Origin of the sequence: Sphingomonas phyllosphaerae FA2, from assembly GCF_000427645.1 — a bacterium.
Classification (GTDB): Bacteria; Pseudomonadota; Alphaproteobacteria; order Sphingomonadales; family Sphingomonadaceae; genus Sphingomonas; species Sphingomonas phyllosphaerae.
This window is the reverse complement of sequence record NZ_KE386571.1, coordinates 574,609-589,579: the sequence shown is the minus strand read 5'-3', so window position 1 is coordinate 589,579 and position 14,971 is coordinate 574,609. Positions and strand designations below refer to the sequence as shown.

The 14,971-nt window shown below is 66.2% G+C and carries 18 protein-coding genes; 14 read left to right on the top strand and 4 right to left on the bottom strand.

The annotated features are described in order from the left end of the window. Nucleotides 1–495 carry a PEPxxWA-CTERM sorting domain-containing protein gene (locus tag SPHPH_RS0103225; RefSeq protein ID WP_081668476.1) on the bottom strand — a complete coding sequence of 165 codons (495 nt, stop codon included), beginning with the start codon at nucleotides 493–495 and terminating at the stop codon, nucleotides 1–3. Nucleotides 496–613: 118 nt separating this feature from the next. After that, the gene (locus SPHPH_RS0103220; RefSeq protein WP_162143911.1) at nucleotides 614–1,117 is read right to left on the bottom strand and encodes a GAF domain-containing protein; all 504 of its coding nucleotides are present in this window, start codon (nucleotides 1,115–1,117) and stop codon (nucleotides 614–616) included. A gap of 452 nt (nucleotides 1,118–1,569) precedes the next feature. Here SPHPH_RS0103220 and SPHPH_RS21015 point away from each other — a divergent pair, with 452 nt between their 5' ends. After that, on the top strand, nucleotides 1,570–2,298 hold the full coding sequence (locus tag SPHPH_RS21015) for a helix-turn-helix domain-containing protein (protein WP_156025802.1): 729 nt from the start codon (nucleotides 1,570–1,572) through the stop codon (nucleotides 2,296–2,298). Nucleotides 2,299–2,748: 450 nt separating this feature from the next. Beyond that, nucleotides 2,749–3,372, top strand: a complete 624-nt coding sequence (locus SPHPH_RS0103205; protein ID WP_028965387.1) for an SOS response-associated peptidase — start codon at nucleotides 2,749–2,751, stop codon at nucleotides 3,370–3,372. 95 nt (nucleotides 3,373–3,467) lie between these two features. Here SPHPH_RS0103205 and SPHPH_RS18805 read toward each other — a convergent pair whose 3' ends face one another. Further along, a complete protein-coding gene (locus tag SPHPH_RS18805) occupies nucleotides 3,468–4,325 on the bottom strand; it encodes a phage portal protein (RefSeq protein ID WP_337587816.1) in 858 nt (285 codons plus the stop codon). Continuing rightward, nucleotides 4,231–6,366, bottom strand: a complete 2,136-nt coding sequence (locus SPHPH_RS18800; RefSeq protein ID WP_420329284.1) for a terminase large subunit domain-containing protein — start codon at nucleotides 6,364–6,366, stop codon at nucleotides 4,231–4,233. Before SPHPH_RS18800 ends, SPHPH_RS18805 begins: the two co-directional genes overlap by 95 nt. 167 nt (nucleotides 6,367–6,533) lie before the next feature. On the opposite strand from SPHPH_RS18800, the gene SPHPH_RS0103185 reads away from it, so the two are divergent. The 12 genes from SPHPH_RS0103185 (at nucleotide 6,534) to SPHPH_RS20365 (ending at nucleotide 14,963) form a co-directional block, all read left to right on the top strand. Then, nucleotides 6,534–7,352: a GPO family capsid scaffolding protein gene (locus tag SPHPH_RS0103185; RefSeq protein WP_028965385.1), complete on the top strand. Its 819-nt coding sequence runs from the start codon at nucleotides 6,534–6,536 to the stop codon at nucleotides 7,350–7,352. A gap of 60 nt (nucleotides 7,353–7,412) precedes the next feature. After that, the gene (locus tag SPHPH_RS0103180) at nucleotides 7,413–8,507 is read left to right on the top strand and encodes a phage major capsid protein, P2 family (protein WP_028965384.1); all 1,095 of its coding nucleotides are present in this window, start codon (nucleotides 7,413–7,415) and stop codon (nucleotides 8,505–8,507) included. 59 nt (nucleotides 8,508–8,566) lie between these two features. Next, nucleotides 8,567–9,427 carry a phage terminase small subunit gene (gpM, locus tag SPHPH_RS18795; protein WP_081668473.1) on the top strand — a complete coding sequence of 287 codons (861 nt, stop codon included), beginning with the start codon at nucleotides 8,567–8,569 and terminating at the stop codon, nucleotides 9,425–9,427. 106 nt (nucleotides 9,428–9,533) lie between these two features. Continuing rightward, nucleotides 9,534–9,761 (top strand): hypothetical protein, encoded by a 228-nt coding sequence (locus tag SPHPH_RS18790; protein ID WP_037487980.1) that lies wholly within the window; start codon nucleotides 9,534–9,536, stop codon nucleotides 9,759–9,761. Beyond that, nucleotides 9,758–10,261 carry a head completion/stabilization protein gene (locus SPHPH_RS0103165; RefSeq protein WP_238302854.1) on the top strand — a complete coding sequence of 168 codons (504 nt, stop codon included), beginning with the start codon at nucleotides 9,758–9,760 and terminating at the stop codon, nucleotides 10,259–10,261. Before SPHPH_RS18790 ends, SPHPH_RS0103165 begins: the two co-directional genes overlap by 4 nt. Continuing rightward, nucleotides 10,261–10,479, top strand: coding sequence for a tail protein X (locus SPHPH_RS0103160; RefSeq protein WP_028965382.1), 219 nt, complete (start codon nucleotides 10,261–10,263; stop codon nucleotides 10,477–10,479). Before SPHPH_RS0103165 ends, SPHPH_RS0103160 begins: the two co-directional genes overlap by 1 nt. Before the next feature lie 2 nt (nucleotides 10,480–10,481). After that, the gene (locus SPHPH_RS0103155) at nucleotides 10,482–10,826 is read left to right on the top strand and encodes a hypothetical protein (RefSeq protein WP_037487977.1); all 345 of its coding nucleotides are present in this window, start codon (nucleotides 10,482–10,484) and stop codon (nucleotides 10,824–10,826) included. Further along, a complete protein-coding gene (locus SPHPH_RS0103150; RefSeq protein ID WP_238302852.1) occupies nucleotides 10,823–11,362 on the top strand; it encodes a glycoside hydrolase family protein in 540 nt (179 codons plus the stop codon). The genes SPHPH_RS0103155 and SPHPH_RS0103150 overlap by 4 nt, the downstream gene beginning before the upstream one ends. Beyond that, nucleotides 11,359–11,826, top strand: a complete 468-nt coding sequence (locus tag SPHPH_RS0103145; protein WP_028965379.1) for a D-Ala-D-Ala carboxypeptidase family metallohydrolase — start codon at nucleotides 11,359–11,361, stop codon at nucleotides 11,824–11,826. The genes SPHPH_RS0103150 and SPHPH_RS0103145 overlap by 4 nt, the downstream gene beginning before the upstream one ends. A gap of 11 nt (nucleotides 11,827–11,837) precedes the next feature. Continuing rightward, nucleotides 11,838–12,311 (top strand): hypothetical protein, encoded by a 474-nt coding sequence (locus tag SPHPH_RS0103140; protein WP_156025798.1) that lies wholly within the window; start codon nucleotides 11,838–11,840, stop codon nucleotides 12,309–12,311. Beyond that, entirely contained in the window at nucleotides 12,286–12,555 is a 270-nt protein-coding gene (locus SPHPH_RS0103135) for a hypothetical protein (protein WP_028965377.1), read from the top strand. The genes SPHPH_RS0103140 and SPHPH_RS0103135 overlap by 26 nt, the downstream gene beginning before the upstream one ends. A gap of 2 nt (nucleotides 12,556–12,557) precedes the next feature. Further along, a complete protein-coding gene (locus SPHPH_RS20365; protein WP_028965376.1) occupies nucleotides 12,558–14,963 on the top strand; it encodes a hypothetical protein in 2,406 nt (801 codons plus the stop codon). Nucleotides 14,964–14,971 lie beyond the last annotated feature (8 nt).

The following is a 14,971-nucleotide window of genomic DNA, read 5'->3' as shown; positions in this document are numbered from 1 at the left end:
TCAGGTAAAGCGAAGGATCGTTCGGCGGCGTAGACCGAAGCCGATGAGGCCGAAGCCCAGCACCATCGTCACCCAGGTGCCGGGTTCGGGCACCGCGAGCGCAAGCGACCGCGACACCGTCAACGCAGCGACGGTCGAGGTGTTCTTCGACTGATAGGAGCCGGCCTCCGCAAAGGCACCGTCGTTGAAATAGCGATACACGAGCGTCGAGCCGAAACCGGTGCTCGCGACGATGCTGACCTGATCGCAGGCACTTGTGCCGCCACCATTCGGGCAGGTCGACTCGAAGCGCACCCGCTGGATAGCGGTGGACGCATTCTTCAGCGCCGCCCGCTGGATCCACTCTTCTCCGACGAACGTATCGGTGTTGACCGTGAACTCGAGCGGGCCACCCGCGAACGGCTCGGTCGTGGCGAACGTGTACGTGACGGCCGCGCTGGCGGTCTCCGGTGCCACGATTGCCGCTGCTGCCGCGGCAAAAGCCCATAATTTCATCGAAATCCCCCGTCGCACGTCGCTGCCCCATTCACCGTCGTGCGTGCTTGCTCACCTAACAGCGCGCGCGTCACCTGTTAAGCAAATCGCGCCACAGCAGTCGGCGGACTGTCCCGTTTCAGGAGTTTGGCAGAGTATCGAACACCCGGGAGGCAAGTGACCGTAGGCCATCGGCTTGGCCGTCGTCGATGGCCGGGCGCGGTGTTCGGCTCGAGACGCACAGGACGCCGAGCGCCAAACCCGCCTCGTTGATGAGCGGCGCGGCGACGAAGAAGCGGATCAATCCGACGCGCACGAATGGGTTCGAGCCGAATGCCTCCGCCGATCGCGCGTCCGGCACACAGAAAACCTGTTCGGGCGAGATGATCGCATGCGCCGACATCGATCGCGCCCGTTCGTATCGACCGATCTGGCCTCCAGAGGAGGCAATCACGATCTGCACATCATCGACGATCAACGCAACGCCTGCCCAGTCGGCGTGGAAGAGTTCCTTGGCCTGTTTCGCGATGGCGTTCAGGGCCGGATCGTTCATTCGGTCGAGCAGGCCCGATGCGTGAACGGCGGCGTTTCGCACGGCCTCGTTCGGTGGAATCGGTGCCGGGGAATAGAAAGTCACCGACACGCGATACCGCCCCTCTTTACTCGACATTGTCCCGAGCTGGCGATCCCGGCTCCTCGATTACCGCGATTGACGCGCCTGCTTCGCATCTACCACTATGTCAGTAATGATGAATTTCGCCTTTCGATCCAGAGCCCTCGGATCACTTTGTCTCAAATTGAGACAAGCGCATAAAGCAAGCTGCCAACGGAGGATTGAAACCGCGGACACGCCAGTTCGCGGCGCATACCTCGCCGTCATCAACAATGGCGGTGGGCCGGATCAGCTCAAGTGGAGCGCCTGATCAAAATGGAAACACGAACGCTTGGTAGCGGAGGAGGGACTTGAACCCCCGACACGCGGATTATGATTCCCAAGTAAGCCGGTGATTTAGCGGACAAATTTTCCCAATACAGGGAAAAACCCGCTGTGAAGTTTCAATGGGTTAGCTGCTCTTTTCCAAACGGATTTGCTGCGTGAGCGCCGTCTCATTCGGCGATCTGATGCGCAGTCGCCGCCTGCTCGGCAGCACCGAGAAGCCGACCGATCGCGTTCGCCCGAAGAGCCACCACGAGGATACCCGCAAGGCGAAGCCGTGGCGGGTCCACGGGGACCGCAATCGCGCGCGTTGGAACGTCTTCAAGGCCGCCGCCCTTCGGAGTTTCGACAGCATGCGCCACAAGCACCTCGCCGCGCTTCGTGACGCTCGCGCTGCCCGGCGAGCCGGCGATTCGGTCGAGCTGCCGGCCGCTCAGGAGCGCCTGCACGGCGATGATCGTGCGGTAATGACCTTCATGCTTGACCGCCATAATCACATGACCGGCGAGCTGTACCCGACCTACGCCACGATCGCTGCGGAAACCGGCCTTAGCCATGGCTTCGTCAAGGCGTCGATGGCGCGGCTGCGAGCCTTCGGCCTGATCGACTGGGTGCGCCGCTCGAAGACGAAAGAAGGCGCCGAGGGGCAAGCCGGCCCCCAGCTCGAGCAAACTTCGAATGCATATTTCTTCGCATGGGCCGAGCAGCTCGTGGGTGCCGCTAGGGAGACGTTCCTGAACTTCCTGACCATCGGCCTGAAGAAGCTGGGTGCCGCTCGCGCAGCAGCGCCGGCCGCCGTCACGCACCCCGAGATGATTGCCACGCTCGCGCGCATGCGAGAAGGGCTCGAACGTGGCCCCGTTCTCGTGCCGAGCGCGAGTTCATAGAATGCCCGCAACCCGGAGGAAGGTTTAAGAATAGGAGGAATGCCCTCGCTGTAGCGAGGCCATACGTTGAATTTGATAATCCCCCCACACCTCAACCGTCTCGGCCCACGCTCTCGATCGCCTAGAACCGGCTGTCGAGCGTGGCGGCTTGCGCCGCCCCGAGGCTGCCTGGGGGGAGTGTGCGAAAATCGCATCGCACCACCGCATCCGCGCGTGCGCGGAAAGCGCGTCACGGCGCATCAATCCGCATCACGGAAGGTGCACTGATTGGCCCCTGTCCTGCCCTCGTGGGCAAGGCGTCGCGGTGCTGCATCAAAACCGAGATAGAAAGCGGGCGGGCGCGGCGGGGAGGAAAGCGCGCGTTTCGGGGTCGCAAGGCCGGGGGGCCGGGCACCGGGGCGCTGGCGCCCGGCCGACCCGTCCCCCACATTGGCCCGAGGGAGACAGGCGATGTGCAACAGGTATCGAATGACCGAGGCGCAGGCCGCGCTCGCCGCGCGCTACGGCATCGCCGCCCCTTTTCCGCCCGATCACACGATCCCGCCGCCTGAGCTGTTTCCTGAGAAGCCGGCCTTTGTGGTGCGCGACGATGATGGCGCGCGCGTGCTGGACGTCATGGCATGGGGCTTCCCGCACAAGGTGCCGGGCAAGCGGATCGACAAGGCGACCGGCAAGCCGGTGCTGCTCAACAAGAGCGTGACGAACGTCCGTAATTACACCTCGCCGTTCTGGCGATCGGCGCTGATCAACCCGGCACGCCGATGCTTGGTGCCGTTCACGGCATTCAGTGAATATGGTCAGACGCGCGGCGACGACGGCAAGCTACCGCTCCAATGGTTCGACGTGCCCAGTCGCCCCGTCGTCAGTTTCGCCGGCGTGTGGCGCCCGGCGGAAGATGGTGCCGTCTTCGCCTTCCTCACCACCGATCCCAACCCGCTGGTCGCGCCGATTCATCCCAAGGCTATGCCGGTGCTGCTGCACGAAGATGACGAAGAGGCATGGTTGACCGCCCCCTTCGATCAGGCGATCCTGCTCGCCCAGCCGTTTCCGTCGCAGCTTATGCGCGTCGACTGAGTGCCCCGACGCCGCGTCCGACGCCGGGGCGATTGGAGTTAGGGCAGCGGAAGGTCGGAGATCAACAGCTCGGCCGCCTTGGTGCTACCGCGAAATTATGCGGCTGCCGACGCGGTGCGCTGGCGGAAGCGGATCACCTCCTGCCCCAGCCGGTCATTCACCTCGAGGAACGCGGCCTGTATCGGCTCGATCTCCAGCTCGAAGAACATCGCGGTGGCATCCTTCGGATTGCCGAACGCCGACCCCTGCGCCGGCACAATCCCGAGCAGCTGCGGCGGCACGCGATGCGCGGCCATGACATCGGCCTGCGTCGCGTTCTTGATGCCCATGAACTCGTCCTTCGCGCCGACCTCTGCGATCGGGATGATCTTGATCGAGCCATCCTTGCCGTTCGGCGCGTGCACGAACATGTTGCGAAAGTTGCCCGGTCCCTTCGACGCCTTCATCGCCGCCTTGATGGCGTCGGTGTCCTTCACGTCGATGTCGCCGGTGGCGTAGAGGATGTACCCGGCGTGGCTGCCGTTCAGGTAATAGCGACGCCGGAACAGCGTCGCAGCCTCGTTGAGCAGTGCCGCCTGTAGCGCCGAGAGGTATTCCGGCACGCCGTACAGCTCTTGATTGACGTCCGGCATCGCAAGGTGAACCACGCCCGGCGCGAGCTGGGTGGCATCCTGCGCACCCGGCACCCACCAGTATTCGCCATCCACCAGCCCGCGCCGCGTGTACCGCGCCATAGCATGACGCAGCGCCAGCGTGTTGCCCAACACCCCGCGCACCGGCTCCAGATAGCCGTTCCCAAACACGACATAGTCCTGCACTGCCTTCTTGAAGGTGGCGCGGTCGATCAGCGATGTCGGATCAAGCGATGCGGCGACGAGGTTGACCTTGAGCAGGATCGCGGAGCTGTGGTGCGGCGACACCCGGAACGCGCGCGCCAGCCCGTCGAGCGGCAAGGGTGGCTCGTACCAGCGGTTGTTGTGCCAGCATTCGAGCAGGTCGATCCACTGGCGGCGATCCAGCACCGGCTCGGGATCGCCGAAGGCGAAGCTCTCGACATGGCCACCCGCCGCGGCTGTCGCCGGCACGCTTGCGCCAGCGTCGATCGCCGAAGACGATGCCACCGCCATCTCCGGCGCCGTCTCCATCCGCGACATCCGCCGCGCTTTCCCCTTCGCCACTGAAAATCTCCACAGTCATGCCCGGCCGGCGTTGTCCGTCCAGCGGCTCGTTGATGAAAATGTGCATCGCTGCCCATGCGAGATCGGCGTGGCCGACATCCTCGCTACGCCGCGCCTTGAACGTCACTGCGCGACCCGACCCGGTCAGCGCCTTCTTGATCGACAGGAACGACGATTGCAGGTCGATCCAACCGGCATCGTATTCGACACGCTGGCGGGCGAAGGTGTGCTGCGCCTTCATCACCATCTGTGTTTTCGATTCGAGCGAATATTCCAGTGCGACGACGCCGCGCATCTTGTCGCGCACGAGCTGGTAGACCGCAGCACCAACCCCCTTCTTGTCGATCCCGAGGTAGGTGCAATTGTAGCGCGCAAGCCGGGCCAGGACGAAATCCGCCTGCGTCTGGAAGTCGCCCTTGATCTGATGCCGCTCCAGCAGTCGGAACTTGCCGCCCGGCCCGCCCGGCGGCAACGCGATCACCAGCGCGGCATTGTCGCCGTCCTCGCTTTCCTGCGGATCATAGCCTGCCCACACCTCGCGGTTGCCGACCGGCCGGGTGGCGAGCAGGTCGACATCGATCCAGTCGACCACCGTGTCGACCGTGGCGCGTTGCAGTTCGTTGAACTTGAACGCCGAAAGGCTGTCGTCGACGAACTGGCACAACAGCAGGTTGGCGAACTCGTCGGGCGCATATTCCACGCGCAGCTCGTCGACGTCGAACAGGTCGCACCCGCGCGCCGCGGCATCCTCGATCGTGACGATCTGGCGCCACACCTTATCCTCGCACAGCACGCCGGCGGCGAGCCGGGCATGCGTGACGTCCATATCAACGCGGTCGGCCTTCTTCACCCGGCGGTTGCGGCGCTCGCCCGTCCAATAGGGGTGCGCCTGATGCGCGACGCTCGACGGCGTCGAGAAATACGTGCGGCGCCAGCGCTTGTGCATCGCCATGGCGCTGGCGACCTTGTTCAGCTCCTCGAAGCCGTATGTCCAGAAGAATTCGTCGAAGTAGAAATTACCGTGATAGCCCTGCGCGGTGCGCGCGTTGGTACCGAGGAAGATCAGCTCGGCCGCGGGCTCACCGTCCGGGATCGTATCAGCGGTCAGCACGATCGGATCGCCCTGCAGCTTGACCCCGACCCGCGCGGCGAACTGGATGATGTAGCCGCGGAAGATATGCGCCTGCGCCTTGGAGGCGGACAGGAAGATCTGGTTGCCGCCGCCCCGCAGCGCATCGAGCAGCGCCTCGCGTGCGAAATACCACGTCGCACCGATCTGGCGCGACTTCAAGATCATGCGGGTGCGCTGATCCTTCGCCGCCCACCAGTCCTCCTGATAGCCGAACAGCTCCTTTTCGAAGATCGCTTCGAGCTGCTCGACCTGCTCGGTCTTGAAATGGTTCTTCGCGCCCGACTTCTTCTTTTCGCCGGCGTTGCGGTTACCGACCTTGTCGTTGAGATCGCCGCTATGCCCGCCCGGCGCCTCGTAGCGCCGCACGCGCGCGGCCGAGACCACCTGCCTCATCAGCAGGTCGATCTCCTTATGGTCGCCGCCGGTCTTCTGATCCTTGGCGATCAGCGTGTTGAGGCGGCATTCCAGCGCGTCCTCGATCTTCGACAGCGATGGCGCTTCGTCCCACCTATCGCGCTGTTTCCACGCCTCGACGGTCGGCCGCTTCAAGCCCAGCTCGTCGGCGATCTGGGTGACGCCCCAGCCGCGCCAATACAGGCTGCGCGCCTGCCGCTTCGCGTCGACCGGGATCGGAAACGCGGAGGCAGGGAGCGGCATTCCGGTGTCGGGTGGCAGCTTGTCCATGGCGCGGGACCGTAGCCACGCCTGTTCCCCGAACCCGACGCCTGTTGCCTGTGGAATAGCCATTCCACAGGCACGCGCGCTGGCAATCAGCACCGGCTTTCCGCTTCTTCGCCGTCATCGAACGCGCCGCCCGCCCGGCGCAGTCATGCGAACCGAGGGAAGCCGCCATGAAGAGCCAGTATTTCCGTTGCTTCGTCGCCGGTAGCACGATCAGCGACGGCCGGACGATCACGCCGGAGATGATCGACCAGATCGTCGAAACCTTCAACGCCGAAACCTACACCCCGCGCATCAACGTCGAGCACATGAAGGGCTACAGCCCGGAGCCGCCGTTCAACGGCTATGGCAGCGTGATCGGCGTCAAGGCGCAGGACGACGAAATCACGATCGACGGCAAGACCGAGAAGCGCCGCGCGCTCTATGCGCAGGTCGATGGCAACGCCCAGCTGGTGAAGCTCGCCAAGGCCGACCAGAAGCCGTTCCCCTCGGTCGAGCTGACCCCCAGCTATGCCGGCATCGACAAGATCGGCCTGATCGGCCTCGCCTTCACCGACAGCCCGGCGTCGATCGCGACGCAGCGCCTCCAGTTCTCGCGCAACGCGCCCGGCTCGTTCCACGCGCACGGCGCCGACGCGGTCGCGCTGGAGTTCGAGGCCGCGCCGGCCGACACCGCCGGGATCGCCGACGCGATCAAGACGGGCTTCGCCAGCGTCGCGGCGCTGTTCTCGCGCAGCGAGCCCGAGAAAAAGGAAGAGCCCAAGCCGAAGCCGGAGGCCGCGAACGACAATTTTGCGGCGTTCGCCACCGCGATCGGCGACCAGATGGCGACCCAGCTCGCCGCCGCGATCCAGCCGATCGCCGATGCGCAGGCCAAGTTCCGGAGCGACTTCGACGCGCTCGCCGCAAAGCTGGAAAAGCAGCCGGATGGCAACTTCAGCCGCGCGCCGGCCACCGGTGGCAACGGCGCGGTCCTGACCGACTTCTGATCGCCGCCCCGCTCACCCCGCCCCGCCAGCCGCCCCACAGGAACCCTGACAGCCATGCCCATGCGCAACGAAACCCGCGTCGTCTTCAACAACATGCTGTCGCGCATTGCACAGCTCAACGGCGTGGACGTGTCCGTCCTCACCGGCCAACACGAGTTCGCCGTCGCCCCCGTGGTCCAGCAGAAGCTGGAAGAGGTAATTCAGGCGTCGAGCGACTTCCTGACCAAGATCAACGTCATCCCGGTCAAGGAGCAGGAAGGGGCCAAGGTCGGGCTGGGAGTCACGCGCCCGATCGCCAGCCGCACACTGACCAACAGCGCCACCGGTGTACGTCGTCGCCCGATCGATCCGACCGACACGCTCGACAAGGGCAAGTATCGCTGCGAGCAGACCAACTCGGACACCGCGATCAAATACGCCAAGCTCGACATGTGGGCGGGCATGCCCGAGTTCCAGAAGCTCTACGGCGAGGTGATCGTCAAGCAGCGCGGTCGTGACCGGATCATGATCGGCTGGAACGGCGTCGCCAAGGCCGACACCACCGACATCGTCGCCTTCCCGCTGTTGCAGGACGTCAATTACGGCTGGCTCTACAAGATCCGCACCTTCGCGCCGGCGCGCCACATCGCCGGCGGCGCATTCGCCGCCGCGACCCGCAACGCGCAAGGCGTGGTGACCGCGCCCGGGAAGATCTACGTCGCCGCCGGCACGCCCGGCACCGACGTCGATTACGTGAACCTCGACGCGCTCGTCTTCGACGCGATCGAGATCATGGACGAATGGCACCGCGACGATACCGACATCGTCGTGATCGTCGGCCGCGACCTCGTGCAGGATCGCTTCCTGAACGTCATCAACGCCGCCGGCGACAAGGCGACCGAGATGGAGGCGCGCAACCGCATCCTGACGTTGCCCAAGCAGATCGGCGGCAAGACCGCGATCATGGTGCCGTTCTTCCCGCAGAACGCGCTGCTGGTCACCAAGCTCGATAATCTGTCGATCTACGTCCAGGAGGGCACGCAGCGCCGCCAGCTCAAGGAAGAGCCGGAGTTCGACCAGCTCGCCGACTATCAGTCGGTGAACGAAGCCTATGTGGTCGAGGATTACGGCTGCTGCGCGCTCGTCGAGAACATCGTCCAGACGAAGAAGCCGTAAGCGGCTTCGCGCCCAACCAACCCCATCCCCGAACAGCCCGCTTTCCACAGGACACGCGCATGAGCCTCGCTCGTCGACACCGGGAATATATCCAGTCCCTGACCGCCGCGTCTGCTCCTGCCATGGAAAGCGGACTGGCTCCCGCCGCGGCGTCCGACGCCGCGGCGGGGCACGCCCCGATCCCCGCCGGCGGCATTAGCACCGCCGCGCATACCATCAACCTGCGCATGCAGGTCGACCTTCGCCGGCTGAAGGACATCAAGTCGGTCGCCAACAAGATCGCGGTCAAGCAGGTGATGATCGGCGAATATCGCGCATGGTGTGACGGGCTGCTCGAAGCCGGCCGCAACGCCGAGCGCGGCCCGCTCGCCCCCACGGGCGCCGACGAGGTGCTGCCCACCATCATGGTCTGGGCGATCGACATCGGCTTCTGGGCATACGCGCTGGAGCTGGCCGAACACGTCCTGCGCCACGACGTTGCGCTGCCCGCGCGCTACAAGCGCGACCCCGCAACGCTGATCGTCGAGCAAATCGCCGAAGCCGCGTTGAATGCGCAGTCCGCCGGCAACGCCTTCCCGATCGACGTGCTGGAACAGGTCGAGGCGCTGGTCGACGGCATCGACATGCACGACGAGGTGCGCGCCAAGCTCCTGAAGGCGATCGGCACCGAAGTCGCGCGCGGCGTCGATGCCGCCAGCACGGACGATGCACGCCGCCTCGCCACCGCTGCGATCGAGCGCCTCGCCGCCGCGCAGGCGCTGCATGATCGCGTCGGCGTCAAGACACAGATCAGGGGGCTGGAAAAGGTGCTTGCCGCCCTGCCCGCGCCGACGCCGGCCCGCCCCCTTCAGGAGCTGGAGCGTGCCGTGGATGCGCTTCAGTCCGCAACCGACACCGCCGGCGACAAGCCGGCGGACTGACCTCGCCTCCCGGCGCTCGGGGGCGAATCGCGTGAGGCGGGAGACCTTTGGGTCGCAGGGCCGCCCTCAACCCGGTTCCCACCCCCGAAACTAACAGGAACCTGCCATGTTCGCCGACCTCGTCGCCATCGCCCTGCTACTCACCACCGTTCTCTTTCTCGGGATCGGTGCGGCGCTGACGTTTGTCGGCTTCGTCGGGACGGTGATCGCCGTCGCGGCCGAGCGGCCGTTTGTCATTGAGGTTCCGGGGCGCGTCGGCTTCGCGGTGATCGCCCTGCTCGGTTTGCTAATCTTCGTGCTGGCGACGATCGCCTTTATCCCGCAGCTGCCGTGAGCGCGCCGCTGATCATCCCGGCCTTTGCGACCAGAGCCTGCGACGGCCCCGTCACCCCTGCCCCGGCCGCGGCCGAGCCGGTCGACCATGACAGTTGGTTTCCCGGCGTCGACTTGACCGCACTCCGCGCGCAGGCGCGGCTGCGCGAATCCGTGACCCCGGAACGGCTGCGCGAGGCGGTGCTCTCGGCATTGATCTGGGTCGGCGATCAGCTCGCCGACTGGCAGGCCGCGCAGATCGCCGCCGGTTACACGACGCTCGCCGCGGTGCCCGCGACCACGATCATGGGCGAAAGCCGCAAGATCATCCTCTACCGGCAAGCCGTCACCGCCTGGACGAAGGCGCTGGCGGTGGAGCGCTACCGCGACACCGATCTGACCGGCGCCGGCGACCGCCGCGTCGAGGATCTCGATCCGTCCGTGGGCGAGCTGCGCCGCGACGCCATCCACGCCATCCGCGCGATCCTCGGCCGCACGCGCACCGACGTCGAGCTGATCTGATGGCCGAGACGGTCACCGCCCGCACCGGCGACACGCTCGACGAGCTGGTCTGGCGCACCTGTGCGCTCGGTCCGGCCGATCTGCCCGGCGTGATCGCGCTCAACCCCGGCATCGCCGACGCCGGGCCTGTGCTGCCCGCCGGCACCATCGTCATCGTGCCGCCCGCGCCGACCACGCCGGCGACACCCACCCGCGACCTCATCCAGCTCTGGGACTGACCATGAAGCATCTCATCCACGAGGCCGCCCTTGCCGCCAGCGCCTTCATCGCCGGGCTGGTGCCGTCCGCGCTCGGCGCTGCGGTCAGCCTCGCCTACGAACCCGGCCTGACGTGGCGCCAACGCTTCGTCCAGCTGTCGGTGGGCGTGTGCGTATCGTACTTCGTCGGCGGCGCGATCCACAGCGTCACCGATTGGAGCGCGTTCGTGCTTCAGGCGATCCAGTTCGTCACCGGCATGATCGCCTACAAGGCGACCCCGCGCGTGACCCATGCGCTGGTCGAGCGCGTCGCCGAAATCCCGGCCGCGCTGATCGACCGCTTCCTGCCCCGCGGGGATCGCTCGTGACCACGCCTGTCATTCGCACCGGCGCGCAGCTCGCCGCCCTGCCCCCCGCAACCTACGATCGCGTCAAGCTCGTCGCCGAGCTGGTGCGCGACGAGGGCGAGAAGCTCCGCGTCTACCGCTGCACCGAGGGCAAGCGCACGATCGGCGTCGGCCGCAACCTCGACGCGGTCGGCATCACGCCCGCCGAACAGCGCACGCTGGGCCTGACGGTCGGGATCTGCGTCCTGACCGGGATCACGCCGGCGCAGTCGCGCGCGCTGCTCGCCAACGATATCGATGCGGCCGAGCGCGCGCTGGATCGCCGCTGGCCATGGTGGCGCCGGATGAACGCGCCCCGTCAGCGCGTGCTGCTCAACATGTGCTTCAACATGGGGCCGGCGCGCCTCGCCACCTTCGTGCAGGCGCTCGCGCGCATGGAGGAAGGCGACTTCGGCCGCGCCGCCATCGCAATGCTGGCCTCCCTGTGGGCGACGCAGGTCGGCGGCCGCTCGATACGCCTCGCCACGATGATGCGCACCGGAAGGGATTTCGCATGAAGCTCTCGCCTCACTTTACCCTCGCCGAGATGACTGCCAGCGCCACGGCTGCCCGCATCGGCGACAGCAATCAGCCGCAGCTCGCCGCGCACGTCGACGCGCTGCGGCTCGTCTGCCTGAAGGTGCTGGAGCCGGTGCGCGCGCACTTCGGCCGCCCGGTGCGGGTCAACAGCGGCTATCGCTCGGCCAAGACCAACGCCGCGGTCGGCTCTTCGTCGACCAGCCAGCACCGCCGCGGCGAGGCGGCGGATATCGAGATCGACGGCGTGTCGAACGCGGATCTGGCCGCGTGGATCGCTACCCATATCGAGTTCGACCAGCTGATCCTCGAGGCGCACCGCGCCGGCGATCCGAACAGCGGCTGGGTGCACGTCTCCTACGCGGCCGGCCGCAACCGCCGGCAGGTGCTGACGATGACGATCGGCACGCACGGCCCGGTCTACGCCGCCGGCCTGCCCGACTGAGAGGGGTGAAGATGCTCAAGACCTTGCTGGGCGGCATCACCGCCAAGCTGCGCGCCGAGATGGCGTTCATCGTCCTGCTCGCCGTCGCGGGTGCGGGCGCATGGCTCTACGTCCAGCTGCGCAGCGCCGTTGCCGACCGCGACGATCTGCTGCGCCGCGCCGAGCTGATCTGTGCCAGCGCCGGCGGCGATTTCACCGCGGGCAAGCTGAAGCGCGGCGAGGCATGCCGCCTGAAGATCGCCGGCCTCGCTGACTTCAAGGCGCGCACCGACCAGATCACGGCCGCGACGCTGGCGCAGGCGCTGGCCGATCACGACGCCCGCCAACTCACCGACAACAATGCCGCGCGCCGCGCGGCCGCGGCGGCCCGCGACGCCGCGCACCGCATGGAGATCGCCGATGCTCAAGCCGAACGCCGCAACCTTGTCGATCGTGAGTGGACTGCTGCTGTCAACGGCGTTGCCGGGCTGCGCCCACCGCGCTGAGATCGTCGAGAAGCCGGTGCCGGTCGCGGTGCCGGTGAAGGATACGCCACCCGCCGAGTTGCTGACCTGTGCCGAGCGCCCCGAAGGGCTGCCCGAGGATCCACAGCTTGTCGCCCAGATGCCGACCCGACTGCGCGCCGGCGTGATCCGCCTCGCGCGCGCCTTTGCCGCCGTAGCCGGCCGGCTCGATCGCCTGATCGACTGGAATGCGCCCGGCACCTGCACTGCACCCAAGAAGGACTGACCATGGGCGTTTCGACGATTGAACAGCGCGCAGCCGCGTACCGCGCCGGGCTGCTGGCCGAAAGCGCCGGCGCCGCGGTCGCCGTGCGCGAGCAACTGCCTGCTGCGTTGGGCATGGACCTGCTCAAGACCGCCGCAAGGGATACGCCCGCTGCGGCAATCAACGAGGTGGCCGACAGCGTCGGTGCCTATACCCCGTTCCGCATCGGCTTCGGTGCTAGAGGGGACGTGCGACACAATCGCCGTGGCAGCATGACCGCGGGCAGCCCTAGCCTGACCTCGCCGGACGCAAACTTCCGAGCTGACGACGTCGGAAAGACCGTGATGATCGCGTTCGCCGGCAACGCCAGTGATCTCGTCTCGACGGTAAAGACCTATGTCAGCTCGACCGAGGTAACTCTCAACGCTTCGGCCGTGACGACGGTCAACGCCTCCAACATGCACATTGGCACGGACGATGGGCCGGCGCTCCAGCGTTGGCTCGATGGCGCAGCCGCTGACGGTGTCGTTGCGCGCGTTCCGCTCGGCCGGCGCTTTCTGTGCCAGCAGATGCCGCTGCGCTACAATTCTGGCCAGATCATCGAAATGTCCGGCGACATCGTCTGCGGCACCGGCTGGGGCGCAGGCTTCGCGCTGTGCGACAAGCTCATGGGGACGGTCGCCGAAACCGAATATCCCAAGAATCTCGGCCGCAACACCGGCTTCGTCTTCTATGGTCGCGGCGGTTCGTTCATCCTGTCGTCGGCGCTGGGCAGTGATTCGCCGGGCAAGCGCCGCAAGGGTCTCGGGATCACCTTCACCGACAAGTTCTTTGTCGAGGGCTTCCGCACCACCGGCTCGACCATCAACGACTATTTTGCGGTCCAGCCTTATCACAGCCGGCGCGGCGTCATCCTCGGCGGCTATTTCGAGCATCTCAATCCGGGCCACGGCTCGGATGGCGTGCACCTGTGCGGCGCCTGCTCGGACATTCACGTCTTCGGCGTGCACACCTACTCGGGTGATGACGGCTCCAGCCAGACGCATGAGACGATCGACTGCAAAGACATCGTCATGGAGCGGATCAAATACACCGCCTGCTCTTTCCGCAACGTCGGCCATTCCGGCATCAAGGCGTACATGAACAACAAGGCCGGTGCGGCGGTCATTCAGGACATCGAGTACCACAATTGCGATCTGATCACGGAGGCTGACCCGGTCGGCGGCTTCGGTTCGCCGATCGCGATCTATTTCGAGCCGAACGGCACGCCGACCCCGCGCGAGAATGGTGCGATCATGCGCCGCATCAAGATCTTCGGCGGTGTCAGCGAGACGATCAACCCGCTCGCCACGTCTGCCTCCTATGGCAATTCCAGCGTCGTGGTCAGCGACGTACAGGATCTGGAGCTGCACGGGCACACCATCAAATGCCCCGGCTACACCGCGATCCTGTTGACGCGCTGCGACAATGCCTTGGTGAACGACTGCCATATCATCCATACGCGCGGTCCCAATGTGGTGGCAGCCGGGCTGGCCGTCGCATCGATCGCGTACCGCACCGGCAACACCGTGCGCGTCACGTTCACCGCTGACGTGCCTGCGCTGTCGGCGGACGGCCCTCCGTCGCAGTCGCTGCTGGTCACCGGTGCGGCGAACGCCGACAATAACGGCGGCTTCCGCGTCGAGGCGGTCGGCACGAACTATGTCGATATCCGCAACTACAAGCGGACGTCGGCCGCGCTCGACGAGACCGGCGGCACGGCAACGGCTCGCGCGGTCCGCAACGGGGGTGCCAGCATCGTCGTCCTGGACAGCCGTGATCCGCGTATCATCGACACCAAGGTGCAGTCGCCGATCGGCGGTGCCGCGCTCCAGCTGCACGGCACGGTCAACGACACCACGAAGTTCGTCGACGGCGCGGTGGTGCGCGGGCTTGAGGTGTATGATCAGTCGTTCGGCAGCGCGATCCTCAACTACAACGCGCGGAACTCGGAGATCCGCGGCACTCGCCTGCGCCGCAGCCCCATCGACATGATCATCAACGAGGCCGGCACGACGGGCGCTGTCGCCGGCGGGCACCGCTACATCGACAATGTCGACGTGGACAAGCTGAGCGCGCGCGCGTTGCTCAAGCTGCCCGCTACCACCGGCCCGGCGACGGTCAATCGCGGCAACATCTCGCGGCAAAGCGACAGTCTCCGGGGCACAGCGAATCAGGCGTCGGGTGCCACGACCTTCACCATCTCGATCGGCGGCATCACCTGCGAACGTGGTGCGATGATGGACGCCAGCTTCCTGAAGCTGGCGCCGATGGCCGCTGTCTCGAAGATCGAGTGGAACGCTGCCACCAGCGTTTTCACCGTCACGACGGCCCCGGCTGCGGCTGCGCAGACGGCGTGGCCGTGGGCGATCGAACAGCCGAATTCGTGAGGATACGC